Here is a 24,541-nt window from a genome sequence, read left to right as displayed (position 1 = left end):
GGTTCCCGATCGCGCCGCCCCCGACGAGCATCCAGGTCGCGTTGGTGCCGAGGGACATGACGGTGCCGGGGTTGAACGCGAGTTGCAGGCCGAGCACGTTGCCCACCGGCGAGAAGCGCTCGTGCTCGCTGAGTTGCGCGATGGTCTTGGTGCCCTGATCGACCGGCGCGGCGGGCGCAGGCGAGCAGGAACCAGCGCGGCCGGACGCGGCCCGTCGCGGCGCGGCGCGGCGGGGAATCGTCGCCTCCGTGTCCGTCGCACTCGTTGCCGCTGGGGCGATCCCGCGGTCGAAAGGGCGACTCATGCCTTCCGCCGTCGGGCTGCCCGCAGACCGTTGAGGATGACCACGACTTCGGCGATCTCGTGGACGAGGACGACGGCGGCCAGGCCAAGCACTCCGAGGATCGCCAGTGGCAGCAAGGCGGCGATGATGAGGATGGAGAGCACCACGTTCTGGTTGATGATGCTGCGGCCTCGGCGTGCGTGGGCGAGGGCCTGCGGGATGAGGCGCAGGTCGTGGCCGGTGAACGCGACGTCGGCGGATTCGATCGCCGCGTCGGCTCCCTTGGCTCCCATCGCGATTCCCAGGTCGGCGGCGGCCAGCGCGGGGGCGTCGTTGATGCCATCGCCGATCATGGCGGTGGGCTGGGACTTCGACAGCGCGGCGACGGCGGTGGCCTTGTCCTCGGGGCGCAGCTCGGCGCGGACATCGGTGATGCCGGCTTGTGCGGCCAGGGCGGCGGCGGTGCGGGCGTTGTCGCCGGTGAGCATCGTCACTCCCACTCCTCGCTTGAGGAGCGTCGCGATCACCTCCGGGACTTCGGGTCGCAACTCGTCCCGGACCCCGACGGCGCCCACCGGCACGCCCTCGCGGTGGACAATGACGACGGTCATTCCCTCAGATTCCATCGCCTCGACCTCGCCGGCCAGCGTTCCGGCGTCGAGCCAGCGGGGGCTTCCCACGGCGAGCCGGGCACCGCCCAGCGTCCCGGTGATGCCGTGCCCTGCCGTCTCCGTGACCTCCTGCGCGGTCGGAGGTTGCCGGACGGCGTTGGTGATCGCGGCGGCCAGCGGGTGCGTGCTGTGCGCCTCCAGGCTCGCCGCCCATGCGAGCACCTCGTCCTCGGCCACGTCGGTGGTGACGACGCGGCTCACAGTGGGCTCGTTGCGGGTCAGCGTCCCGGTCTTGTCGACGGCCAAGTGCCGGATGCCGCCGAACCGCTCGAACGCGGCGCCGGACTTCACCACGACGCCGAACTTGGAAGCCGCCCCGATCGCGGAGACCACGGTCACGGGAACGGCGATCGCCAGCGCACACGGCGACGCCGCGACCAGCACAACCAGCGCGCGGGTGATCCACAGTTCGACATCGCCGGTCAGCAGCGACCCGAGCAGGGCCACGAGCACGGCGAGGATCATCACGCCCGGCACGAGGGGGCGAGCGATCCGGTCGGCCAGGCGGGCGCGGTCGCCCTTCTCGGCCTGGGCCTGCTCCACCAGCTCCACGATCGTGGTCAGGGAGTTGTCGGTGCCGTCCGCGGTGGCCTCGACCTCGAGCACGCCGGAGGTGTTGATCGACCCGGCCGATACCGCGTCGCCGGGCTCGACCTCGACCGGGATCGACTCGCCGGTGATCGCGGACGTGTCCAGGCTGCTGCGCCCGACCCGCACGATCCCGTCGGTGGCGATCCGCTCGCCAGGTCGAATCACCAGCAGGTCGCCGACGCGCAGCTCCTTCGCCTCGACCTCGGCCGTGGCGTCACCTCGCTTGACCAGCGCCGTCTCGGGCACCAGCTTCAGCAGCGCCCGCAGGCCCGCGCGGGCGCGGTCCATCGCCTTGTCCTCCAGCGCCTCCGCGATGGAGTACAGGAACGCCAGCGCCGCGGCCTCCTCGACATAGCCGAGAATCACCGCGCCCACCGCGCTGATCGTCATCAGCAGCCCGATGCCGAGCTTGCCCCGCGTGAACAGCTTCCGCAGCGCACCCGGCACGAACGTGGACGCGCCCAGCAGCAGGCCGATCCAGAACAGCACGAGGGCGGCGAGATCCGCGCCGGTCCACTCGCACACCAGCCCCGCGGCGAACGCGACACCGGAGCCGATCGGGATCAGGACGCTCGGACTCCGCCACCACGGCCGGTCGTCATCGTCGTCATCGTCGAGCTGCGCGACCTGGGAGCCAGTCATCGTGCTCACGCGATCGCTCCCGGCTCGCAGCAGCCGACGACCGAGCACGCCGGGTCGATGCACGGCGCGTTCTCGTCCACAGCCAGCGTGACCTCCACCAGCGCATCCAGCGCGGCGGCCAGGTGCGGGTCGGCGATCTCGTAACGCGTCTGGCGGCCCTCCGGCTCGGCCACCACGATCCCACAGTCCCGCAGACACGCCAGATGGTTCGACACGTTCGATCGGGTCAGTTCCAGACTCCGCGACAGCACCGCCGGATAGCTCGGCCCGTCCAGCAGTGTCATCAGAATCCGCGACCGGGTCGGGTCGGCCATCGCCCGGCCCAGCCGGTTCATCACATCCAACCGCGAAGCAATAGTCAGCATGAGATGACTATACAGCAGGCGCTGACGTATCTGAGCCCCACGCCGATCACGGTCTTGCACAGCCCGCCGATCCTGCCGTCCGCATCGACACAACCATCACCCCCCTACAAGCCACGGAACTCACGGCCCCAGATACCCTGAACCAGGCCCTCATGCCGTGAGTTCCTGCATCAACCGACTTCAGGAATCGTGAACTTACGGGGTTCCCCGGTCATGCGCGTGGCCGTGTTGAACAGTTCGAGCTCGGCCGGATGCAGCTGATGCTGCGTGACGTAGGAGTGATCCTTGACCCGCCACAGCCCTTGCCCAGTGCCGAGGGTGGGCAGCAGTTTCTGCTCGGTGCCGGTCAGCCCGAGGATTTCGCCGGTGATGCCGAGCTGGTCGCTTTCCTGGCGGTAGATGATCCGCGTCTCCGCGTTGGCGAGCAGCGAGGATGCCAGGGCGCGCATCGCCGAGCCGCTGTCGCCCACGTTGTCGAGGTCGGTGAGCTTGTGGAACACGAGCGCGTTCGCGATGCCGTAGTGCCGAGCGAGGCGCCATTGGGCGTCCATGCGGCGCAGCAGCGGCGCATGGGACATGAGCCGCCATGCCTCGTCGTAGATCACCCACCGCTGCCCGCCGTTGGGGTCTAGCAGCGCCGCTTCCATCCACGCGGACGAGCAGGTCATCAGGACGCTGATGAGGGTGCTGTTCTCCGCGACGCGGGACAGATCAAGGCTGACCATCGGCAGGGACGGGTCGAACGTCACCGTGGAGGGGCCGTCGAACAACCCAGCGAGGTCGCCGGCGACCAGCCGGCGCAGAGCGTGCCCGGCGAGCCGTCCGTCCTCGGCGAGGCGCCCGTCCGAGTCGTCGGCGGCGGCGGGGTTGAGGATGCGGTCGACGACCATCGGCAGGATCGGGGTCTCGGCCGAGCGCACCGCATCGGCCAGGGCGAGGTCGATCGCGGTGTGCTCCAGGGGCGTCAGCCGCCGATCCAGCACGGTCTCCGTCAGCGCGCCGATCAGATCGCGGCGGCGTGCAGCGACCTGGGTCGCCCATTCGCTGTCGGACACGTCCGAGGGCCGGTGCCCCTCATCCAGCGGATTCAGCCGATTGCGCAGCCCGTGCCCGAGCACGATCGCTTTCCCGCCGACGGCCTCGGCGACCGCCGTGTGCTCTCCCTTGGGGTCGCCGGGCACGTAGACCCTGCGCCCGAACGCGATCGACCTCGTGTAGAGGGACTTCACCAGGGAGGACTTGCCGGAGCCGACGATGCCGGCCACGACGATGTTCGGAGCGGTGATGACCCCGCGCGCGTACAAGACCCACGGGTCGTAGACGAAGCTGCCGCCGGAGTAGAGATCCTGGCCGACGAACACGCCTGCGGACCCGAGGCCGCCTTCGGCGAGGAAGGGATACGCCCCGGCGAGCGTCGCCGAGGTGTCCTGATGGCGCGGCAGCCGCAGCCGGCCGGGGGTGCGTAGCGCAGCCGGGCCGGCCTCCCCGGCGGGTGGCAGGTAGGTGGTGCGGCGGCGTTCGTCGCGCTCGGTTTCCCAGCGTTGCTGCGCTTGCAGCTTGCGGGTGCGTTGCTGCTCGGCGATCAACTCCGCGGCGGCACGCTGGCGCGCCTTGCGGTGCTTGCGGCGCTCGTTCTGCGGGGAGACGAGCACGCTGGTGTGCAGGCGGTCGTCGTCCTGGCCGCTCACAGCGCGAGGCCCTGACCCGGCCGTGCGGCTTGCGGAGCGGCACCGAACCACTCCGGGTCGGCGGGCCGCCCCCTGCCGGCCTGCGTGAGGGGCGCGGGCTCGGCGAGCGCCGGGTCGGGCGCGACGTCGTGCGCGCGCAGCAGGCCGACGTGACCGAGGGTCGGGTTGTACGTCAGCGCGTATCCCTCGACGGTGACCGTGCGGTCCAGCGCACCGACGGGCGGGGCGTCGTAGACGTAGCCGTTGACCAGCGCCGCGTCGGTCGTCTCCTGGCCGTAGTCCCACCGCGCCAGGTGCGCAACGGCCGCGTCGGGACCCTCGCGGTCGATGAGGGTCAGCACCTCGTCGGCCTCCTCGCCTTGCAGGAACACGACGCTCACCCACCGGGAGGTCGCCTTCTCCGGTGCATGGGTCGGGGCGGCGCCGGCGAGACCGGCCGGGTCGAGGCTGGCAGGCTGCCAGGCGATGCGGGAGGCGTGCTGCGAGGCCAGGTCGAGCCGCACCTGCACCTCGTCGAGCGCGTTTGCGGCGAGGTTGAGTGCGTCCGCGGCGGCGAGCGCGTAGACCCGGCCGAGGAACGGGTCACCGTCGTCGGTGCGGGCGAGCTCGTGCGCGTCGACGTGGCTGCGGGTGAGCTGATCGAGCACCTGCCGCAGCGACCGGGTGCCGGCGATCAGCTCGCCAAGCACCGGGTAAGTGCTGGTCGGGGGCATGTCCCGCGTGGCGTGCGCGAGACCGCGCAGCGCGGCGGCGCTCTCCGCGGCATCCGCGAGCGGGTCGGTCAGAGTCGGCATGGCGTTGTCCTCACGATGGGTTGGCGTGTCGGAGGACAGGTGCGCACGGCCGGTCAGACGGTGCGGCACAGCGGCAGCGCGGCGGCGGCGAACGCCGCGGCCTGCAGCCCGACCAGGCGGCGCGTCTCGCACGACGCCTGGATCGCGGCCTGCTCGAGGGCGGAAACGGCCGCCTCCAGCTCATCGAGCGTCGGCGCGGATACGGCAATCAGGCCCGTGTAGCGCAGGACGCCGTGGCCGCTCGTCAGGTCCGCTTCCTGCTGGAGGACGTCCTCGAACTCAGCGGACTGCTGCGCATCCTCGATCTGACCGATCCGCTGACGCTGGTGCGCGTCGCTGATGTACTCGGTCTTCTTTTTACGGATGTCGCGGGCGGCCTGGTCGGAGCGGATCGGGGTCGCGATCAGCGAGAACGCGCGCCGCACGCCCGAGGACAGCAGGATCGGGGCGAGGAACCCCGGATACACCAGCGACCTGGGCCATTCGGTGATCCACAGCACGGCGTGGAAGGCGGAGTCCGAGCGCAGGTGCTGCCAGCTCTCGGTGATCGCGACGGGGCCGGCTGTGGCGAGGTCACGGCCGAGGTCGCGGTGTCGTTCCAGGGTCGCCGCGACGGCGGGGTCATACGCCGAGCGCAGCATCACGGCGATCTCGCCGGGACCGGCCCACTCGGAGGGGGTCAGGTCGGCGGCGCGCAGCGCCGCCGTCAGGGTGGTCATCTCCTGTCGCAGCACCGCGGCGGCGCCCTTCATCCCGCCGCCGGCGGTGCGGATCGCGCGGGCCGAGGTGCGCAGGTCGAGCGCGACCGAGAGGGTCGTGGCGTGCCGTTCCCCGGCGGGGCCGGCCCGGTCGATGAGCTCGGCGTAGGTGTTCGAGGTCCATGAGCCGTCGGCGCGGCCGTGCTCGGCCCACCACTCGGCCAGACCGCTGCCGGAGTCCGGCAGCGTCCGCTCCAGCACCTGCACGCGGGCGAGCCGTCCCGAGCGGCAGCAGGTCGCGAGCACCCGGCCCCATCCGGTGACGCGGCGCTCCTGCTCGCTGGGGTCCAGCAGCACGAACGCCGGATGGGTGACGGTCAGCACCGCCGTCAGCGTCTGGGCATGCGGGTCGTGGATCATCGCCGCGTCGGTGGCCGGGTCGAGGTACTCGCGCAGCGCCGCGGCGTCGCCGGGAAGGGCGAGGGTGCCCGCCGGGCGTGGCTTGACGATCCGGGCGTGGAACATGAGCTGCCCGCCGGTGGTGCGCCAGATCCAGCGCAGCGCGATCGGCACCCACTCGATGAGCTTCCGGCCGCCGGCCGGCACCCAGGCCAGCACGGCGCAGAGCAGGCAGATTGGGGCGGCGTAGGCCAGCAGCACGCCGCCGCCCATGTAGAGGGCGACGACGATCGACAGGGCCGCGACGGCGAGCACGAGCAGTTGCGACAGCGACAGGCCCAGCAGCACGCCGCGGCGGGTGAGTCGGGAGAACTTGACCGGGTGCAGTTCGGGCTCGTCGCGATGGCCGGCGCGGGTTCGGGATGCCATGACCTACTCCTTCTTCGCCGGGGGCTGCGGGCGCGCCGGCGGGTCGGGCTGGCGCGGCGGCGGCGATGCGGGCGCGGCCGGCCGTGACGGCGCGGCCGGGGCGGGTGGGGTGCTCGGTGGGGTCGTGGCCGGCTCGGCGGCGTCCGCGTGTCCTCCGGCGGCGGCGGCGACGGCGTTGCCGGCCTTCGGGCCTGCGGTCGCTGCGGCGCCGGCGACCTTGGCACCGACGACGACGGCCGCACCGACCGGCCCTGCGGCGGCGGCGCCGCCGGCTGCGGCTCCACCTCCCGCCGCGGCACCGGCCCCGGCGCCTGAGCTTGTGGCGGCACCGCCGCCCGCGGCGGGCGCCGCGCCTCCGGCCGCCGCTCCGCCTCCGCCTCCGGTCGACGGCTGCCCGGTGGGCGCAGGGGGCCGGCCGCCGCCGGAGGGGGCGTCGCCGCCGTCGAGGATCTTCTTCGGGGACGCCCCGTTACCACCTCCGGTCGGCACGGGCACGGGCCTGTTCATGGCCGATTTCGCCTCCTGCTCGGCCGACATCGCGTGGTACATGTCGAACCCGACGAAGGAGATGAACTTGTACGTCATGTACGGCGCGAACGCGGCCACCAGCATGAGGACGACGCCGGCGATCGGGTCGCTGATGGAGGCGAGGTCGAGGTCGATCGGCTGGGAGACCTGGGCGATGGCGACGAGGAACACGACGACCAGGACGAGCTTGGACAGGATCAGGGCGAGCACGAAGGTCGCCCACTTGCCGAACCAGCCACGGGTCGCATCCCACGATGCTCCGGCGAGGGCGACCGGAGCGAACACGATCGCGACCAGCAGGAGGGCTTTGCGCACGAGCAGGGAGAACCACACGATGGCGGCGGCGGAGATCGCCAGGCCCGCCAAGAAGATGGTGATGATCGCCCCGACACCGGGCGCGGCGATGTTGATGCCGGCGAGCGCGCCACCCAGAAGGGCGATCTTGTCGCCCATGTCCTGCATGGAGTTGCCGGTTGCCTGGACGATGCCGATGCACAGCTGATCGGTGATCTCCAGCAGCGTTCCGGTCAGGGTGAGGGCGACGAAGGAGCCGAGCACGGATTTCGCCAGCCCGAGGGCGGCGCGCGGGAGGGCGCCGGGGTCGCGGCGGATCAGGCCGGTGATGAGCTGGAGGCAGAAGAAGACGAGCATCACGAAGATCGCGACGCCGAACAGGAGGTTGTAGACGCCGACGTACTCGGCGCCGGTGACGTCGACGAGGGTGGTGGTGTCGAACACGCCCCACACGGCTTGGAATAGCCACCCGGCGGCGGCGCCCATCGCCTGGGCGAGCCAATCGAATGGGGCCGCGACCAGGGAGGCGACGCCCTCGCCGACGGCATCGCAGACGCTGGAGATGACGGGGATGTCGCACACGCTCATGAGCGCCGCTCCCGGTGCGCGCTCGCGCGGCTCCTCATACGCTCTGGCCCACGTTCCAGAAGAAGTTGATGAGGGTGACGCTCGCGCCGCAGATGATCGCGGCACCGCAGCTGACCAGGACGCCGACCTTGCCGCGCGAGGCCAGGTGGGGGTTGCTGCTGTTCGCGCCGAAGCCCCAGATGATCGCGGAGACGATCAGGGCCAGGACGCTCAGGATGAGACCTACCGTCATGATCGCGCCGACGATGGTGCGCAGCTGCTCGATACCGGGCAGGCCGGTGCCGTTGGGGTCGATGTCGATCACGGTGGGACTCCTTGACGTTCGCGAGGGATGTGTTCTCGCGAGTCAGGTGCGCGGCACATCCCACCGGGGCTTCAGAGCCCGGAGCCGAGGGTGATGAGCCAGTTCAGCCAGGCGACGCCGGCTCCGGCGAGCACGGCGGTGCCGATCGCGACGAGCAGCCCGGTTCGGGCGCGTGTGGCGGTTTGGTAGTTACCGTGCGAGGCGGCGAGCGCCCAGGTGATCGCGCAGACGACGAGCATCAGCACGGCGATGACGAGCACGAACATCAGCAGGGCGCCGATGACTTGGGGCAGGTCCGCCGCGCCGGCGGTGGCGCCGAAGTCGGGGAACACGTCCATCAGGCAGCCTCCGGGCTCGGCCTGCATGCGGAGGTGCTGGCGGCGTCCAGGTCGAGCGCGCCGCGCTCGGCCAGCCACGGCTCCGAGTCGACGGCGGTGCCGCCCCCGCCGCCTTCGCGGATCTCGAAGTGCAGGTGCGGGCCGGTGGACTGTCCGGAGGAGCCGACGTCGCCGATGTGCTGCCCGGCGCTGACCGTCTGCCCGTTGGCGACATAGATGCCGTTCTCCCACATGTGCGCATAGGCCGAGGCGACCCGCTGCCCGCCCACGGTGTGCTCGATGACGATGAGCCCGCCGTAACCACCGGAGTAGCCGGCGTGGGTGACCATGCCGTCGGCGATCGCGAAGATCGGGGTGCCGTCGGCGGCGGCGAAGTCGGTGCCGGTGTGCATCGACCGCTCGCCGGTGATCGGGTGAACACGCATCCCGAATGGGTCGGTGCGCACCCATGTCCCGGTCGGAAGCGGGAACACGACCCTCGTGGTCTCGAGCACGATCGGCGTGGCCAAACCGCCTGCGCCTCCGCGCGGCGGTGCGGTCAGCACACGCAGGATCGTCTCGGCGACGGGTCGGTAGTTCTGATAGCGATCCGGGTAGGCGCTGACCTCGACTGCCTGCGCCGCCTCGCCGGGGTCCATCTGCTGCCAGCCGGGGATGTCGAGCAGACCCCTCGGGCTCGGGTAGTTGGGGCCGTCCGGCCCGCCGTAGAACGCGCGCGCCTGGTAGTCGGGGTCCATCAGCTCGGCGACGGTTCCCCACCCGGAGGCGGGCCGCATCTGGAACAGGCCGAGGCTGTCGTGGTCGGCCCCGTTGCCGTCGTTCGGGTAGTCGCCGGACTCGGGGTAGGCGCCGGTGTTGGCGAGCATCCGCAGCCGGGACTCGGTGAGCGCCGCCATCAGGGCGATGACGACGCCGGGCGCGCCCACGCCGCTGGTGCGCCCGCCGACCGTGATGATCGTGGCCGCATGGGTCAGTTGCGTGCGCGTCAGCGTGATCGAGGTGCCGTCGGCTGCGGTGGCAGTCAGCTCGTCGGGGATGGCCCCGACCGTCAGGGAGCCGGGCAGGCACGCTGCAGCCTGGGCGGCGGGGGTCATCAGCAGTCCGACCGCCAGCAGCGCCGGGGAGAGGCCGACGAAGATCAGCAGCGCGAGGGTGATGGCGAGCTTCTTCATGCCGTCACCGCAGCGGGTTGTCGAGCTGGGACAGGCGCAGCAGTCGGCACGGCCCGGTGGAGAACTCCGGCGCGGGCGGCGAACACACGATGAACGCGGTGAACGCGACCGGATGCTCGGAGGTGATCTGCTGCCCGTTCCAGATGCCGGTGCGGTGCCGGGTCGCGTCGATCGTGAACGCCGTCGTGCCCGGCAGCAGTTGGCCGGGGCGGGCCTGCGCGAGCGCGTCGGCCCAGCCGTCCGGGACGCCGATGCTGTCGATGGTGAGGCTCTGCCTCGTGGCGTAGCCGCGCAGCTGCGCCCACGCCGAAGTCGTCGGCAAGTAGCCGGCGATGTCGGAGGCGAGGCCGTTCTGCTCCCCGGTGGTCGTCTCGGCGGCCTCCAGCAGCACGTCGGCGATGTCCAGCGGTCCGTAGCTGGCGCCGGCGTCCCAGGTGAACAGGGTCGCCGCGACCGAGCGGGCGAACCGCTCGGGGTCGTGCGTGAGCCGCAGCGCGGCGGGCTCGTCCGCGGCGGGGAATGTCTCGACCGGGGCAGGCGTGGATGAGGTGCTCGGCGGCGGGTCGACTGGGGCGTCGCGGCGGGGACCGGCCAGCAGCCCGTACACGCCGACGCCGGCCAGGATCAGCAGCAGGCCGGCGGCGACCAGCGCAAGGATGACGCGTAGCCGGCGTCCGGGTCGAGGGGTCAGCTCCATGCTGTCCAGGTGCGCGGGGCATCCCCGCGCACGGTCACAGCGCGATCAGGCGACGCGTGCGCGCCGAGCGCATCTGCTCGGCCAGCTCGTTCAGCGCGTCGAGGACGGCCTCGAACTCGGCCCACTGTTCGTCGTCGAGCGTGGCGGCGAGTTCGGCCGGATCGAAGTGCGACGTGAAGCCGGCCAAGTCATCGACCGTGGCGACGAACACCCGCACTGGATAACGCGCCGGCTCGTCCTGCCCCTGCCCTGGGACCGGGTGCGGCCGGCCCGGTCGGCGCTTGGTGGCGGCACGGACACGGGCCAGGGTGTCGGCAGCGACCCGCTCCAGCTCCGCTGCGCGCACGGTGGATTGCTGGCCGCGCAGCCGCGCCAGCGCACGGGCCGCCGCGTCACGCACGCCGCCGGGCTCGGTGTCGTCCTCGGCCAGGCGCTCCAGCTCGGCGAGGGACTGCTCGGCCTGCGCGCGCCGGTAGGCCGGGCTGACGGGTCCGCCCTGGCCGATCGCGTCCAAGCCGGCCTGGGCGCGCTCGCGCACGGACGCCGGCTGGGCGTCGTCGGCGGCCAGCTCCTCCAAGCGTCCGATCTGCTCCAGCTTCGTGTACCCCTTCTTGCCGGTGACCATCAGCGCCGCCCGCTCACGGACGTCCCCCGCCTCCCCGTGCGGTGCCGTCGATTCGGCGGCACCGTCTGACCTGGGGTTTCTTCCTTCGGAGGTGAACCGGGTGGCCTCCTGGCGGCGTGCGGCGTCCGCGGCGAGCTCGGCGCGCAGCTCCCGGTACAGGGACGCTTTCTCCAGGTCGGTGTAGTCCAGGCGCAGCTGGTTCTCGTCCTGCTCGGCCAGCAGCAGAGAGAGCTTGTCGGAGATCCCGGTGCGCACCCACACGTTCACGGTCTTCAGCCCGAGGTACTGCGCTGCCAGGTAGCGGCGCCCGCCGCAGATCAGCAACCCGTCGGGGGTGATCGTCAGCGGGTGCAGGAACCCTTGCCGGCGGATCGACTCGGCCAGGCCGGGGATGTCGCCCTGCTCTTGCCGGTGCCGGTAGCCCATGCGGATCGCGTCGAGCGACCATTCCAGTTCGATGTGTCCCGCGGTCGGGTCGCTCGTGCTCATGTCAGCTCGCCACCGCGCACGGTGATCGGGTTGGCGAGGATGATCGTCAGCGCCAGGTCGTCGTCGGCGGCGATCTCGGCGACCGGATACCCGCGGGTCAGACGCAGCAGCACCCCGCGGCCGGTGTTCGTGGCCACCAGAGTCGGGTCAGGGCTACCAAGCACGACGCGTAGCAGCGTCGTCCACGACACCCGCGGCATATCCAGCAGCGCGCGGGCGTGCTTGTCCCGACGCAACGACTCGTAGGCAGCCCGCCGCGATCCGGTCTCGATGAGCCGTCCGCTGATGTACTCGATCGACGCGCGGGTGACGTCCTCGGGCCAGTCCAACGCGACGAACAAGGCGATGGTCTCCTCGAGGGCGCGGCGGGCCTGCTCGGAGCGGTCGTCGCTCTCGTCGTCCGTGTCCTCGGGCGCCTCGACGCGGAACGCCGGGTGGTACTCGGTGATCGAGGTCTCCCGGTCGGAGAACCGCTCGGCCTCATGGAAGCCGGAGTATTCTGCGCGTCGCGCCTGATGGGTGGAGCACAGCATCCCGGCGGCCTGCTCGTCGGCCTTCAGGGTGATGTCCACGGCGCGGGTGACAACCGCCCAGGGGTCGTCGGCGCCGCGCACCGAGGACGTGCGCATCGCATCGAACGCGGCCGGGGCTGCGTCCTCGGGCTCCTGGCGGTGCTTGCGGGCCAGGCCCGCGTACTTGCGGATCGTGTACTGCATCAGCGCCGCCGCCTCCGGGTCGGTGCGCCAGGCGCCGGGGCCGGCGTCGTGCAGGCGGACGAGCAGGACGCGAAGTCCCTCGCTCGTGGCGAACGCGGGCTGAGTGGTTTGCAGCATGATCGGGCACCTCCTGTACGTCAGGCAGGTACACGGACGCTCCCCAGCGGCCGGCCGGACGCTGGGGAAGCGGTGCATGCTGGGGCTCCGGCCTACTTCAGCTCGAGGGGTTCGAGCGAGGTCTGTGCGGCCGGGGTGTTCACACCGAACGCGGTCACCGGGGCGAGCCGGTGCGAACGCCGCGCGATCCCGCGACGGGACACCGCGACTGCGTTCGACGGCAGCCGGCGGGTCCGGCGTGCCAACTCCGCCTGGAAGTCGATGCCCCGGCCCGAGGCGCGCCCGCTCAGGCTGACGAACAGATCGGTCGGCCGCACCCACGCGACCGTGCTGCGCCCCGACGCCGCAGCCGGAGCCGGTCCCGGAACGGCCTGACGGGACGGGTCGCCATGCACCGCGAACTCGGAGACGTCCGGCTCTGGCCGCTCGATGGGGGCGCGGGTCGGCTGCGAGCCGGCCTCACGCGATTTGTCGTGAGGCGGCTGCGCGTCTCGGATCGCGTCGATCATGGTTGCGTTCCTTCCGTGTCGGCGGTCGCGGTGATGGCTATCGGAGAGGTACGCGCTCCGAGCCACCGTCCGACAGTCGAGGGATGCACGCCGACGTGCCGGGCGATCCGCTTGTTCGACCAGCCCTCATCCCGCAGCACCACCGCGAGCTCCCGCCCGGACGTCGGCGGGTCCGCCTCCGCGACCGGCTCGACCTCGACCGCGAGCGCGGGCTCGGCGACGCTCTGCTCGGACGGGCCGACCGGGCGCGCGCGGGTGAGGACGACGGTGAGATGGGTGATCGCCAGCAGCACCAGCGGCGGCACGGCGGCCACGGAGGCGGCGAGCACCGCCGGCACGTCGGCATCGGCGGCGACAATCGCGTGGATCGCGTTCGCGGTGACCGACACGAGCGCCCCGGCCATCAGCAACAACCACGGATACCAGGCCGTTCGCTGCCCGGCCAGGGCGACGACCGCGACCGTGGCGACGACGATGATGCCGTCCACGATGAGCGGCCACGCCCACGCCTGCGCGTCGTCGATCCCGGAGCGGCGCGCCAGATCCGCCAGCGCCGTGAAGGACAGCCAGAACGCGCCGATCGCGATGAACACCGTGCCCGCGATGGCGGTGCCCACAACGAATCGCCGCACCTGGGGCTGACCGTTCACAAGACCGCCCGGATCGAGGGCTGCACAGCGACCGGGGACATTCCGGCAGGCACGGGCCGGGCCGCGGCCTGCGGGTGTGCGATGCGATACGCGGAGCGGATCGTCGTAGTGATCTCGGGAACCGGCAAGCCGGCGCGTTCGGCAGCCGGCCCAAGGACGGCGTGGGCGTCGGCGGAGGGGACGCCGGCCTCGGCGGCGCGGCACGCGGCCCAGAACAGGGCACGGTTGCGTTCGCCCTCACCGCGCGCGGCAACCCAGCGTGCCAGCCGATCGGGGTCGAGGTCTCCGACGCGCTCCCGCGGCCCCGCCCACGGGACCGGCTCGGGGCGCGGGTCCAGCAGCTCCCGCAAGGCGCGCGCGTCGACCGGCGCGCCGTCGGAGGTCGCGGTGGCGACCACCGTATAGGAGCGCTTCCCAGCCCGCCCGATCACCGTTGAGGGCGGCACGACGATGTAGCCGCCGTCGCCACGGAAGTCGATGTGCGCGGCCGGCGCCTGCCAGGAACGGTGCGGATCGTCCGGGCTTGCCGGGTAGTAGGCGTGCAGCCCGCCGGACGGGGTGCGCACGAGCGCGGCCCATCCGTCGACCAGGCCCTCGCGCTGCGCTCGCCCGAACGCGGCGTATCCGGTTCCGGCCGGGTGGACGTCGACGTCGACCACCTCGAAGCCCGAGACCGCGCCGGTCGGCACGCCGATGTTCGCGGTCGGCCAGCGCCGCCACCACGCGGCCACCTGTCGCAACTCGGCGCTCGCGTCATGGAACCCGTGCTCGGTGCGCGGCTCCTTCCCCAGACGCCGGCACGGGAAGACGGGGACGCCGGCCTGGGCGAACGACCTCGCCGCATCCGACAGCGGCATCGCCGCGGCGGCGCGTAGCACGGCGCCGATGTCCATAGCCGGCCTCCTCCCTACGCCCCCGATACCAGGGCTCGCTTCATGGCTTGCGACTATGAGGTGCGCGAGGTTCACCACGCAGCAGGCAGACGGACGATCAGCGAGTACGCCCGTCAGGCGCAGCGGTGGACCTGACGTATCAACCCGGCCTACCGGGAGGGCGCGGAGATCGTCTAGGAAAGCCGCCGAATGTGCGCGTCGCGGCGCGAATCACGCGACACCGCACGAGTTACGGGCTCAAGGACCGGAGTGAGGGCGCACACACCACGGCACGACTCGCACGGCATGGCGCCGGTGCAAGAAGGGTGCGGATGCCGCCGGTACTGCGTGGGGGTGATTCCGAAGCGCTTGCGGAACCATACTGCCGCAACTCGCGCGTCGTTCCATCCGACTTGCCGGGATGCATCGGCGATCGGCAGGTCGGTTTCCTCGATCAGTCGCGTGAACTCCGTCAGGCGGGTCTCGATGAGGAACCGCATGGGGGCGACACCGACCTGCTGGGTGAAAACGCGTGTGAGATGGGCGCGGGAGACGGCCACCTCCGCGGCGAGCCTGCCGACCGTCCACGGCTCGGTCATGCGCGAGCGCAGCAGGACGACCGAGCGGCGCACGGGGCGAGCGATTGGCGGCTGCGCGAGCCGGCCGCGCACCGGGAGGACGAACCTCTCGGGCACGGCGCCGTCGTCGGCGAGCAGCGTCGGTAGGGCAATCTCGACGGCGCGGGAGAACAGAGAGATCAGTCGGGTGGTCGCGACCTCCGGTGGCGCGGTCTCGTTCACGAGGCTGATCTGGCGCCACAGCGGTTCGATGCGGTGCAGGATGTCCACGCCAGGCTGCAGCACGAGTGCCGAGCCGTCCCAGGCGTCAGGATGCACGCCCGGACGGACGCGCGTGGTGTCGGCGAGCACCCATCGCATGTGGGAGCGGAGGAAGGACTCGTCGAAGTAGAGCGTCCATAGCCGCACAGTCGGGTCTGGGCGCACTGAGCACCACATGCCGGCCCCGAGAGCCATCGCGTAGCCCGGTGTCAACTCGTGGATGCCTGTGGCTGTCTCAATGTGTGCGGCGCCCTCGAGGACGTGGACGATCTTGGCGTGCCCAAACACGGCGGGGTGGATGCGTTCGGCGCGCACGCTCTCCACCGCCGACAACGGCGGACCGGCCGGCCGGCCAATAACGTAGCCGCGGCCGGTATCGTCACGATCCCGCAGGGGTGGGACCGCATCCCGTCCGATCAATGGCGCCGTCACGCGTTCATCGACACGACCAGTTCCGTGGCCTCCGGAAGGTTGCGCCGTGGTCACGCCCGATAGCCGATGACAGTGGTCATGCCGGTTTCGGCGTGGTAGATGTTGTGGCAGTGGGCGACCCAGAGACCTGGGTTGTCAGCGTCGAAGTCGACGGTGAGGGTCTGCTTGGGCAGGATGATCGACGTGTCTTTCCGCGGGCCGCCACCTTCATGCTGGTAGGTGTGACCGTGTAGATGGAATGGGTGCCACATCTCGGTGTCATTAGTGATCGTGAACCGGACGCGTTCGCCTTCGCGGATCTCGTGCGCGCCGTCGAGGGGCTGATTCATATCGAACCGTCGCCCGTCGATGCCCCAGTCGTATTCGGCCATACCTCCGGTGAGAGTGATCGCCACGGTCCGATCAGGCTGCCGTGAGGACAGCGCAACGCTGCTATCTGACGTCAGCAGCTGTGCGGTCCCGATCCGGCTGCTAGTGAGCTCCGGGATGCTCACATCGGCCGTCGGTGCTGCCGCGGCGCTGCCGGTGCGGATGACGGCGAAACCGCGATCGCGTTTGCCCTCGGCCTGAGCGATGAGGGGGAACGCGCCGTCATCCAGGGTAATGATCGCGTCATAGCGTTCGCCCATGCCGATGAGGATGCTGTCGACTTCGACCGGTTCCACGGGGAATCCGTCGGTATTGGTGATGGTGAGCGTGTGACCGCCGATGGCGAGGCGGAACGCGGTGTCGCTGCCGGCGTTGATGATCCGCAGCCGCACCTTCTCGCCGGCCCGCCCGGTGAACTGGGTCGGGTCGGCGGGGGGCTTCCCGTTGACGAGGTAGAGGGGATAGTAGACGTCGCCGGCGTCGCCGCCGAGCAGGTCGGAGGTGGCGCCCATGAGGGTGTTGCCCATCCGCATGAACATGTCGCCCATCCCGCCCATGTCGCCCATCCCGGCGGACAGCTCGTCAAGGACGTCGTCGGGGGTGGCGGTGACGCCGTCGAGCCAGTCGTCGAGGATGATGACCCACTCGTCCTCGTACCCGCCGGGCTCGGCGGGGTCCTCGACGATCAGCGCCCCGTACAGGCCACGGTCCAGCTGCACCCCGACGTGGGGGTGGAACCAGTAGGTGCCGGGATCGGGCGCGATGAACTCGTAGTCGAAACTGGCCCCGGCCTTGATGGGCTGCTGGGTGACCGGCGGGACGCCGTCCATGTCGTTGCGCAGCGCGAGCCCGTGCCAGTGCACGGAGGTGTCCGCCTCGAGCTGGTTCCGGACGGTGGCCTTCAGAGTGTCTCCGGCGCCGAGACGGATCACGGGCGCCGGAACAGACCCGAACGCCCAGGTCGGCGCGGTCGCCCCGGCTAGGTCCAGCACGGTCGGGGCGGCGGTGAGGGTCGCGGTGGTGACCTTCCCGGTGCCGCCGCGGCGCCGCTCGGCGCCTTGGACCTGGGCGCCGTCGGGCTGCACCCAGTTCGCCGCCGGCGCGCAGGATGCCAGCGCGACCGTCGCGACGGCGCCAATGCTGACGCCGAGGAACCCTCGCCGAGTTAGGAGGAAGCGGGGGCGTGGGGCGGGCGACGGGTTCATCGTTGTTTCCTTTCCGGCCGGGAGCGCGGGCCGTGGTTTTCGTCAGGGAGGCCGTCCGGGTCGGACGTCGCATGATCGGCGGAGGCTCGTGGGGCACGATTGCCGGTTGCCGTGACGGCCGAGGGCTCTGAGCGCCTGGATCCGATGGCGAGCAACGCCATTGCGATCAGCACGATCACGGTCCCGATCCAGCCCCACAGGCCCGGGTCCTCGCGCAGGATCAGCAGCGACAGCAGGATCCCGAAGACCGGCACGAGCAGCGTCCACGCGGCGAGGAGGTCGAGCCGGGCACGTCCGATCTCGGTGAACCAGGCGACCGTGGTGGCGGCGGTGCCGACCAGTGATAGGAACAGCAGGGTGAGGATGAACCGGATGTTCCAGTCGATCGTGGGCGGCCCTTCTGTGACGGCTGCGGTGCCGGCGAGGATCGCACCTCCGATGAGCAGCTGAGCTGCCGCCACGACTCGGACGTCTGCGTGCACGATCCGGCCGATGAGGGTGCCGGCGGTGATCGCGGCGGCGGAGGTCAGTGAGAGCCACGCTCCGGTGCCGAGCCCGGAGGGAAGGACGATGATGAGTAGGCCGGTGAAGCCCAGGCCGATCGCGGCGATCGCGGCGGGGGTGGGACGCTCGCGGTAGAGCCACCACGCGGGCAGCAGGATCAGGATTGGCTGCGCGTTGGCGAGCACCGAGGCGATCCCGGTCGACAGTCCGGTCGCGGCGACGAACATCGTCGCGAATGCCAGGGCGATGTTCACCAGTCCGAGGCAGCCGATCAGTGCCCATGTCTTCGGGTCGCGGGGAAGAGGTGCCCGCTGGATGCCGGCGACGGTTGCGAGCGCGACCCCGGCGATGAGGGCTCTCAGTGCCGCGAGCCACAGCGGCGGGGCGTCTTGCAGGCCGACGGTGATCGCGACGAAGCACGACCCCCAGGCGAGCGTGACCCACAGCATCCGCAGCGGTCGGGGGTGCCCGTGCCGGCTGGCGTCCGCGAGGGGGCGGACGACGGTGTTCACGACGACTCTCGCGTGTCGGTCCCGCTGTCGCCCCCGTGGCGTCGATGATTCGAGTCGTGGGCGCCGGTGTGGTGGCGGTGGCCGAACAGGTGCATGGCGGCCATGCCGATGATCGCGACGTAGGGCAGCACTGCGACGACGTGGGGAAGGTGGTCGATGAACAGGTAGATCGCGATCCCGAGCACGGAGATCCCGATGATCAGCCACGCCGTCACAGGCATCCGTCGCCGCGGGTCGCCTTCGCCGGGATGGTCGGCGGGCGGTTGGTGGTCACCGGTCATGGTCGGGCTCCGCCGCCGGTGTGAGGAAGTCCTGGCGCATGCCGAGGCTCTCGTCGGTGAGGCGGATCGAGGTCGCGGCGTCGGGGACGGTGCCCGTCAGCGCGCGGATCGCGTCGATCGTCTCGGGCACGACGATGGCCTCGTTGTAGACCTGGTAGGCGAGGTAGGCCTCGCTGCCGTTCACGGTGACCAGGTCCTCCCACACGGCGACCTCCCACATGTCTCCCCGGGGGCGGCCGAGATCGCGCATCAGCTCGACGGTGGAGTTGAGGGCGACCAGGCCGTCGGACATCCGGATGAACGCGATGCGGGGCGCGGCGCGCAGGGCGTCCAGCACCTCGTCGCGGGTCGCCTCCCGGGTCAGTTGCAGCGTCCAGTAGTGGCTGTGGGTCTGCGTGTGGGCGCCTTTGGCGGCGATGGTGACGACATCGAGTCCGGGGAGCACGGTCTGTGCGTCGGGGCCCTGATGAGAGGGGATGGTCGGTTCTGGGACCATCGTGTTCATGATCCCGCCGAGGTGCGATTCCCACGGGTCGGTGGCGCGGCGGATGAGCACCCCGCGGGCACGCAGCAGGAGTCCGGCCGCATCCAGCGCGCCGAGGATCCGCACGATGCTGGTGGTGTTGCAGGAGACCACCCGGGTGCTGTCCCTGCCGATGGCGCTGGCGTAGTTGGCTTGGGCGACGAAGGAGTGGCCGGTGGTGGAGTGGGACTCGCCCCCTTGGAGCACTGCCTTGACGCCGAGGGCGCGGTAGCGCTCCAGGTTTCCCGCTGCCACATGCTTGGGGGTGGTGTCGACGACGACGTCGCACTGCGCGAGAAGGTCGTCGAGCACTCCCCGTGCGGGCACGTCGGCGCCCCGCATGGCCTGCTGCGCCTCGATGGTGGAGGCGAACACGGGCAGGCGGTTCGCTGCGGACTTGATCCGCCAGTCGGTGGCGATGTCCGCGACGCCGACCAGGTCCATGTCCGACTGCAGCAGGACCGCGTCGGCGACGCGCTTGCCGATGACGCCGTAGCCGTTGACGCCGACTCGAATGGTGTTCATGTGCGTGCCTTTCTGATGAGGGATGGGAGCCGCGGCGGTCATCGCCGTCGCCGCGTGGTCCAGAGCAGGTAGCCGCCGAGTGCGGTGACCACGCTCGCGCCGGCGCCGATCATGACGCCTTCCCGCGAGCGCCATCTCGTGTTCCCGCTGACGAGTTCGCCGATGCCGTTGATCAGGGCGGCGGTGATCATGCCGGCGATCAGGCGATTGCCGATCCGTTCAGCCCGTCCCACGAGCGGTTCCAGTTCGGCCGCGCGCAGGTGCACCTCGAGGCCGCCGTTCTCCAGCACCCGCCGGAGCTGCTTGAGTGTTCCGGGCAGCTCGAGCAGCAGTGCTCCGGCATCCGCGGATGCCTGTGCCCAGCGTTTCGCCAGGGCGGGGAGGGAGAACTGTCGCTGCACGATCCGCTCCGAGAAGGGGGTGAGCGCCTGCAGCATCTCGAACTCGGGGTCGAGCCGTGCCGCCAGTGCCTCGCCCATCATCAGGACCTTGAACAGCAGAGCGGTCTGCTGCGGCAGCTGGAGGTGGTGGTGTCGCAGCAGGGCGAGCAGCTCTCCGAGCAGGTGGCTGAGGTTAATGTCGGACAGGGGGCGTCCGAGATACCGCGACACGAAGACGTCCAGGGAGCGGCCGAGCTCGCCGCGGTCGGAGGTGTTCTTGGTGATCGAGAGCGCGAGCAGGGCGGTGGCGAGCGCGTTGGAGTCTCCGCGGGTGAAGGCGAGCAGCACGTCGGAGAGCTGCTCGGTGACCTCTTCGTCGAGTTGGCCGACCATGCCGAAGTCGATGAGGGCGATGGATCCGTCGGTTTGGATGAACAGGTTGCCCGGGTGCGGGTCGGCGTGGAAGAAGCGGTTCTCGAACACCATGGTGAGGATGAGGTCTGCGCCTCGCCTGGCCAGCTGGTTCCGGTCGATGCCGGCCGCGTCCAGGGCGGGCAGGTCGTCGACTCGGATACCGTGCATCCGTTCCAGGGTCAGCACGCGTGACGTGGTCGTCTCCCAGAACACCTGAGGGACGGCGACGTCGGGTGAGTCGGCGAAGTCGGCGGCGAACCGCTCCGCGTTCCGGCCCTCCTGCAGATAGTCGAGCTCGGCGCGCAGCGTGCGGGAGAACTCCTCGACGATGCCCGGCAGGTTGTACTGGCGGGCGGCATCCCACCGCTTGTCGGCGCGCTCGGCGAGGTTCTGCAGGATCTCCAGGTCTTCGTGGATCTGGGCGACCGCGCCGGGTCGGCGGACCTTCACGACGACCTGGGTGCCGTCGTGAAGGGTCGCGGCGTATGCCTGCCCGATCGACGCGGCGGCCAGCGGTTGCGGGTCGAACTGTGCGAAGAGCTGTTCGGGGTCCGCGCCGAGCTCCTCGCGGATCACCGCCTTCATCGGCTCCCAGGCCTCGGGCGGCGCGGCGTCCTGAAGCTTGACCAACTCGGCGAGGTAAGCGGCGGGCAGCAGGTCGTTGCGGGTGGACAGCAGCTGGCCGAGTTTGATGAAGGTCGGTCCGAGCTCCTCGAGGGCGAGTCGGAGGTGTTCCGGACTGGTGTAGGGCTCGTCCCGGCGCGCATGCCCGAGAACGCCTTTGTTGAAGGGAATCCACTTCTCCAGTCCGAGCAGCCCGAGGCCGAGCCCGAGTCCGTGGTGCTCGAGGATGGTGGCGATGCGCCGATACCGGCTCCGATGCGTGCTCATCAGTCGAGGCCTCCTTCGCGGTTGGTCGCGTCGCGGGCCGAGGTGCCCGGGCCGATCGCGAACGTCTTGGTCTGTCCGGCCGAGAGCGGCACGGCGACCGCGCCGACGCGCACGTGGATCGCGGGTGCTGAGCCGGCGTGCACGCGAAGCTCCAGGCTGCGGTCACGGAGCATCACGTCGACGAGGTGGCCGCGGTATCGGATCTGGAACCCGACCCGGGTGAGGTTCGGCGGCAGTCGGGGGGCGAAGACGAGCTCGTCGTCACCGAGGGCCATGCCGGCGAAGGAGCGGACGGGCAGGTCGATGGTGCCGGCCATCGCGCCGAGGTGGATCCCTTCGCGGGTGGTGCCGCCCTGGGAGTCGTCGAGATCGGCGATCAGCGCCTCGCGGAACGCGATCCAGGAGCGAGACGGGTCGATGCCGGCCAGGACGGAGGCGTTCACGACTCGGCTGAGCGTCGACCCGTTGGCGGTGCGGGCGAGGTAGTACTCGACCGTGCGGGTCAGGTCCTGCTCGGAGAACGGGTAGCCGAGCGTGGCGAGCTGCGCCCGGAGCCCGTCGTGACCGAGCAGGTAGACCAGCATGACGACGTCGGGCTGCTTGGCGAGCTTGTACCGGTTGGTGCTGTCGTTCTCGGACTCGAGGATGAGATCGAGCCGGCCGATGTTCCCGTACTCCTCGCGGTAGTGGTCCCAGTCCAGCTCCTGCAGGCTCTCGTAGCCGTCGAACTGGGTGAGGATGCCGTCGCGGTGGAACCCCACCGCCAGTCGTGTGCTGAGCCGGGCCCATCCCGCGATCTCCTCGTCGGTGACGCGGAGCCGGTCGCGGAGGCCCTCGCCGCGGTGCCCGTGGAGCAGGGCGAGTGTCCGGGCCGCTCGCGTGGCGACCCACGAGACGAGGACGTTGGTGTACGTGTTGTCGCGCAGGCCGCTGCCGGGAGCGTCCGGGGCGCCGTCGTGGAACTCGTCGGGTCCCATCACCCCGGCGATGTGGAAGCGGTCGGTGGCAGTGTCGTGCTCGGCGAGCGAGGCGAACAGGCGGGTGACCTCGATGATGAGCTCGCCGCCGCGTTCGGCGAGCCACTCGAGGTCGCCGGTGGCCTGGTAGTGCTGCCAGGCGTTGTAGGCGATGGCGAGGCCGACGTGGCGTTGACGGTGGGAGTTGTCCGGCATCCACCGACCGGAGCGCGGGTTGTAGAGCGCCTCGGGCGTCTCCTCGCGACCGTCGCTGCCGCTCTGCCAGGGGAAGAGGGCTCCGCGGAGTCCGGCGGCGGTCGCCGCGGCGCGGGCGGCGTCCAGTCGCCGCCAGCGGTAGTCGATCAGCGCCCGGCTGATCTCGGGCGTGCGCAGAGCGATCACGGGCAGGACGAACACCTCGTCCCAGAAGACGTGCCCCCGATACCCCTCGCCGTGCAGGCCGCGGGCGGGCACCCCGGCGTCGAGCTCGACGGTGTGCGGCGAGAGGGTCTGGAGCAGGTGGAAGACGTGCAGGTTCAGGATGAGTCGGCTGTGCGTGTCGGCGTCCAGGGTGACCGCGAAGCGTTCCCAGAGTCGCCGCCACGCCGCCGCGTGGCGTTCCCGCAGCGCCTCGACGTCGCCACCGCGTTCGGTGAGCAGGGTCAGGGCGGCACCACCCGGCTCGCTGATGGCCCGATCGTGGGAGGTGTAGATCGCGGCCGTCTTGGTGAGGGTGACCGGTCGACCCTGCTCCAGAGGGATGCGCAGCTCCCGGGTGGGCTGCGATGGCGTGTCGATGCGGTGATCGGTCGCGCTGTCGGTTCCGGTGAGGGTCGTGCGGACGGCGGTGGCGATGTGGACCCGGCTCTGTCGGGTCCGCACCTCGCAGAGGGTGGTGTCGCCGACGTGGCGGAACGTCGGCTGCGTGAGGTGGGTGGCGTCCGATCCGAGGTACGCGGCCACGTTGCTGTTGCGCACGCCGGCGTCGATCCCGGCGCGAAGGGTGACCGTGCCGCTCCAGTCGGGGGCGGTGAGCGTGGTTTCCAGCACGGCAAGGTGAGGTTCGTCCAGGGAGGTGAACGTCGTCTGCACGAAGTCGAGTCGATCCCCGTTCGGAGCGGTGAGGACCGCGCGGCGGACGACCAGGCCGCGGCGCAGGTCGAGCTCGCGTCGTTCGCTGTGCGCGACGACCTGGCCGGTGGACAGCCACGGCCCGCCTCCGATGCGGAGGTCCACCGGAAGCCAGTTGGGCGTGTTGACGAGATGCTCCTCCTCGAGCTCGCGCCCGTGGATGGTGCTCGCCAGTCGGTTGTACACGCCGGCGAGGTAGGTGCCGGGATAGTGGATGCCGTCGTCGTGGTGCTCGGGCCGGGCGCCACGGGTGGCCAGGTAGCCGTTCCCCAGCGCGGTGAGCGCCTCCCGGTGCCCTTCGTGCGCGGGGTCGAAGCCGTCGTAGACCAGCTGCCACGGATCCGTGGTGGAGACGCCCAGGTCGAGCTCGGCGACATCGGCCAGGACGAGGTCGGCGCCCGCGGCCTCGAGCTGCTCCCGCGCTCCGGCGCGGTCGATGCCGACGACGAAGCCGAAGCCTCCGCGCCTCGCGGCCGCTACGCCGGCGACCGAGTCCTCGACGACCGCGGTGCGGGCCGCGGCGACACCCAGTCGCCGGGCCGCCTCCACGAACATGGCGGGATCCGGCTTGCCTTTCAGGTGATGCGTGAGCGCGATCCGGCCGTCCACCACGGTGTCGAAGCAGCCGGCCAGTCCTGCGGCGGCGAGCATCTGCTGCGCGTTCCGGCTCGCGGTGACCAGCCCGACCGGCACGGCCGCGTCCCGCAGGCGATGCAGCAGCGCCGCGGTGCCCGGATAGACGCGCAGCCCACGGGTGCCCAGCTCCGCCAGGAACAGCTCGTTCTTGCGCGCCGCGAGCCCCGCGATCGTCCACGCCGTTGGTGGGTCGTCGGGATCTCCGGCGTCCAGGGCGATCCCACGGGTCGTCAGGTACGCCGATACCCCGTCCTCGCGGGTTCGCCCGTCCACATAGCGGCGGTAGTCGGCGACCGGGTCGAAGGTCGTCTCGGGGTCGTCCACCTGCACACGCGGGTCTCGCAGCACCTCGTCGAACAGCTGCTTCCACGCGGCGGCATGGATCGCGGCGGTGTTCGTGACCACGCCGTCCATGTCGAACAGCACCGCGTCGTAGACGGCATCGAGGTGGTGAGTCCCGTGCTCTGCCGACCGCGGAGTCATC

The 24,541-nt window shown here is 71.0% G+C and carries 22 protein-coding genes; all 22 read right to left on the bottom strand.

Annotated features, from left to right (window positions below):
* Positions 1–300 precede the first annotated feature (300 nt).
* Complete coding sequence (locus M3147_RS01990; protein ID WP_100345895.1) at positions 301–2,187, bottom strand: heavy metal translocating P-type ATPase; 1,887 nt, start codon at positions 2,185–2,187, stop codon at positions 301–303.
* Positions 2,188–2,192: 5 nt separating this feature from the next.
* A complete protein-coding gene (cmtR, locus tag M3147_RS01985) occupies positions 2,193–2,552 on the bottom strand; it encodes a Cd(II)/Pb(II)-sensing metalloregulatory transcriptional regulator CmtR (RefSeq protein WP_100345896.1) in 360 nt (119 codons plus the stop codon).
* Positions 2,553–2,722: 170 nt separating this feature from the next.
* Positions 2,723–4,240, bottom strand: a complete 1,518-nt coding sequence (locus M3147_RS01980; RefSeq protein ID WP_251201799.1) for an ATP-binding protein — start codon at positions 4,238–4,240, stop codon at positions 2,723–2,725.
* Positions 4,237–5,034 carry a hypothetical protein gene (locus tag M3147_RS01975; protein ID WP_251201798.1) on the bottom strand — a complete coding sequence of 266 codons (798 nt, stop codon included), beginning with the start codon at positions 5,032–5,034 and terminating at the stop codon, positions 4,237–4,239. Before M3147_RS01975 ends, M3147_RS01980 begins: the two co-directional genes overlap by 4 nt.
* 53 nt (positions 5,035–5,087) lie before the next feature.
* Positions 5,088–6,560: an SCO6880 family protein gene (locus M3147_RS01970; protein WP_251201797.1), complete on the bottom strand. Its 1,473-nt coding sequence runs from the start codon at positions 6,558–6,560 to the stop codon at positions 5,088–5,090.
* A gap of 3 nt (positions 6,561–6,563) precedes the next feature.
* Positions 6,564–7,970 carry a conjugal transfer protein TrbL gene (locus M3147_RS01965; RefSeq protein WP_251201796.1) on the bottom strand — a complete coding sequence of 469 codons (1,407 nt, stop codon included), beginning with the start codon at positions 7,968–7,970 and terminating at the stop codon, positions 6,564–6,566.
* A gap of 34 nt (positions 7,971–8,004) precedes the next feature.
* Positions 8,005–8,274 carry a DUF6112 family protein gene (locus tag M3147_RS01960; RefSeq protein ID WP_045249057.1) on the bottom strand — a complete coding sequence of 90 codons (270 nt, stop codon included), beginning with the start codon at positions 8,272–8,274 and terminating at the stop codon, positions 8,005–8,007.
* Positions 8,275–8,345: 71 nt separating this feature from the next.
* Positions 8,346–8,612 (bottom strand): DUF6112 family protein, encoded by a 267-nt coding sequence (locus tag M3147_RS01955; RefSeq protein WP_251201795.1) that lies wholly within the window; start codon positions 8,610–8,612, stop codon positions 8,346–8,348.
* Positions 8,612–9,784: a M23 family metallopeptidase gene (locus tag M3147_RS01950; RefSeq protein ID WP_308201033.1), complete on the bottom strand. Its 1,173-nt coding sequence runs from the start codon at positions 9,782–9,784 to the stop codon at positions 8,612–8,614. Before M3147_RS01950 ends, M3147_RS01955 begins: the two co-directional genes overlap by 1 nt.
* A 4-nt stretch (positions 9,785–9,788) precedes the next feature.
* Positions 9,789–10,481, bottom strand: a complete 693-nt coding sequence (locus M3147_RS01945) for a hypothetical protein (protein ID WP_251201794.1) — start codon at positions 10,479–10,481, stop codon at positions 9,789–9,791.
* A gap of 34 nt (positions 10,482–10,515) precedes the next feature.
* On the bottom strand, positions 10,516–11,595 hold the full coding sequence (locus M3147_RS01940) for a ParB N-terminal domain-containing protein (RefSeq protein ID WP_251201793.1): 1,080 nt from the start codon (positions 11,593–11,595) through the stop codon (positions 10,516–10,518).
* Positions 11,592–12,428, bottom strand: a complete 837-nt coding sequence (locus M3147_RS01935; RefSeq protein ID WP_150447138.1) for a hypothetical protein — start codon at positions 12,426–12,428, stop codon at positions 11,592–11,594. Before M3147_RS01935 ends, M3147_RS01940 begins: the two co-directional genes overlap by 4 nt.
* 92 nt (positions 12,429–12,520) lie before the next feature.
* Positions 12,521–12,937 carry a hypothetical protein gene (locus tag M3147_RS01930; protein WP_150447137.1) on the bottom strand — a complete coding sequence of 139 codons (417 nt, stop codon included), beginning with the start codon at positions 12,935–12,937 and terminating at the stop codon, positions 12,521–12,523.
* Positions 12,934–13,554 carry a DUF2637 domain-containing protein gene (locus M3147_RS01925; RefSeq protein ID WP_251201792.1) on the bottom strand — a complete coding sequence of 207 codons (621 nt, stop codon included), beginning with the start codon at positions 13,552–13,554 and terminating at the stop codon, positions 12,934–12,936. Before M3147_RS01925 ends, M3147_RS01930 begins: the two co-directional genes overlap by 4 nt.
* Positions 13,555–13,583: 29 nt before the next feature.
* Positions 13,584–14,480: a bifunctional DNA primase/polymerase gene (locus M3147_RS01920; protein ID WP_150447135.1), complete on the bottom strand. Its 897-nt coding sequence runs from the start codon at positions 14,478–14,480 to the stop codon at positions 13,584–13,586.
* Positions 14,481–14,653: 173 nt separating this feature from the next.
* Positions 14,654–15,784: a helix-turn-helix transcriptional regulator gene (locus M3147_RS19460; protein WP_251201791.1), complete on the bottom strand. Its 1,131-nt coding sequence runs from the start codon at positions 15,782–15,784 to the stop codon at positions 14,654–14,656.
* Positions 15,781–17,304, bottom strand: a complete 1,524-nt coding sequence (locus M3147_RS01910) for a multicopper oxidase family protein (protein WP_099194866.1) — start codon at positions 17,302–17,304, stop codon at positions 15,781–15,783. Before M3147_RS01910 ends, M3147_RS19460 begins: the two co-directional genes overlap by 4 nt.
* On the bottom strand, positions 17,301–18,320 hold the full coding sequence (locus M3147_RS01905) for a DMT family transporter (RefSeq protein ID WP_091344499.1): 1,020 nt from the start codon (positions 18,318–18,320) through the stop codon (positions 17,301–17,303). The genes M3147_RS01910 and M3147_RS01905 overlap by 4 nt, the downstream gene beginning before the upstream one ends.
* Positions 18,317–18,601, bottom strand: a complete 285-nt coding sequence (locus tag M3147_RS01900) for a DUF2933 domain-containing protein (RefSeq protein WP_033107642.1) — start codon at positions 18,599–18,601, stop codon at positions 18,317–18,319. The genes M3147_RS01905 and M3147_RS01900 overlap by 4 nt, the downstream gene beginning before the upstream one ends.
* Positions 18,591–19,649 (bottom strand): type II glyceraldehyde-3-phosphate dehydrogenase, encoded by a 1,059-nt coding sequence (locus M3147_RS01895; RefSeq protein WP_251201790.1) that lies wholly within the window; start codon positions 19,647–19,649, stop codon positions 18,591–18,593. Before M3147_RS01895 ends, M3147_RS01900 begins: the two co-directional genes overlap by 11 nt.
* 38 nt (positions 19,650–19,687) lie before the next feature.
* Positions 19,688–21,334, bottom strand: a complete 1,647-nt coding sequence (locus M3147_RS01890; protein WP_036298344.1) for an ABC1 kinase family protein — start codon at positions 21,332–21,334, stop codon at positions 19,688–19,690.
* Positions 21,334–24,540, bottom strand: coding sequence for an HAD-IA family hydrolase (locus M3147_RS01885; RefSeq protein WP_150447130.1), 3,207 nt, complete (start codon positions 24,538–24,540; stop codon positions 21,334–21,336). The genes M3147_RS01890 and M3147_RS01885 overlap by 1 nt, the downstream gene beginning before the upstream one ends.
* Position 24,541 lies beyond the last annotated feature (1 nt).

The sequence above is a fragment of the Agromyces mediolanus genome (assembly GCF_023715325.1).
Lineage (GTDB): Bacteria > Actinomycetota > Actinomycetes > Actinomycetales > Microbacteriaceae > Agromyces > Agromyces mediolanus_A.
This window is presented reverse-complemented; position numbering and strand designations above follow the sequence as displayed.

Bases quoted from the DNA above. Each gene is read 5' to 3' on its own strand.
- M3147_RS01895 (WP_251201790.1), bottom strand. From the start codon at position 19,649: ATGAACACCATTCGAGTCGGCGTCAACGGCTACGGCGTCATCGGCAAG.
- M3147_RS01930 (WP_150447137.1), bottom strand. From the start codon at position 12,937: ATGATCGACGCGATCCGAGACGCGCAGCCGCCTCACGACAAATCGCGT.
- M3147_RS01900 (WP_033107642.1), bottom strand. From the start codon at position 18,601: ATGACCGGTGACCACCAACCGCCCGCCGACCATCCCGGCGAAGGCGAC.
- cmtR (WP_100345896.1), bottom strand. From the start codon at position 2,552: ATGCTGACTATTGCTTCGCGGTTGGATGTGATGAACCGGCTGGGCCGG.
- M3147_RS01920 (WP_150447135.1), bottom strand. From the start codon at position 14,480: ATGGACATCGGCGCCGTGCTACGCGCCGCCGCGGCGATGCCGCTGTCG.
- M3147_RS01950 (WP_308201033.1), bottom strand. From the start codon at position 9,784: ATGAAGAAGCTCGCCATCACCCTCGCGCTGCTGATCTTCGTCGGCCTC.
- M3147_RS01890 (WP_036298344.1), bottom strand. From the start codon at position 21,334: ATGAGCACGCATCGGAGCCGGTATCGGCGCATCGCCACCATCCTCGAG.
- M3147_RS01975 (WP_251201798.1), bottom strand. From the start codon at position 5,034: ATGCCGACTCTGACCGACCCGCTCGCGGATGCCGCGGAGAGCGCCGCC.
- M3147_RS01940 (WP_251201793.1), bottom strand. From the start codon at position 11,595: ATGAGCACGAGCGACCCGACCGCGGGACACATCGAACTGGAATGGTCG.
- M3147_RS01955 (WP_251201795.1), bottom strand. From the start codon at position 8,612: ATGGACGTGTTCCCCGACTTCGGCGCCACCGCCGGCGCGGCGGACCTG.
- M3147_RS01910 (WP_099194866.1), bottom strand. From the start codon at position 17,304: ATGAACCCGTCGCCCGCCCCACGCCCCCGCTTCCTCCTAACTCGGCGA.
- M3147_RS01970 (WP_251201797.1), bottom strand. From the start codon at position 6,560: ATGGCATCCCGAACCCGCGCCGGCCATCGCGACGAGCCCGAACTGCAC.
- M3147_RS01965 (WP_251201796.1), bottom strand. From the start codon at position 7,970: ATGAGCGTGTGCGACATCCCCGTCATCTCCAGCGTCTGCGATGCCGTC.
- M3147_RS01945 (WP_251201794.1), bottom strand. From the start codon at position 10,481: ATGGAGCTGACCCCTCGACCCGGACGCCGGCTACGCGTCATCCTTGCG.
- M3147_RS01885 (WP_150447130.1), bottom strand. From the start codon at position 24,540: ATGACTCCGCGGTCGGCAGAGCACGGGACTCACCACCTCGATGCCGTC.
- M3147_RS01990 (WP_100345895.1), bottom strand. From the start codon at position 2,187: ATGACTGGCTCCCAGGTCGCGCAGCTCGACGATGACGACGATGACGAC.
- M3147_RS01935 (WP_150447138.1), bottom strand. From the start codon at position 12,428: ATGCTGCAAACCACTCAGCCCGCGTTCGCCACGAGCGAGGGACTTCGC.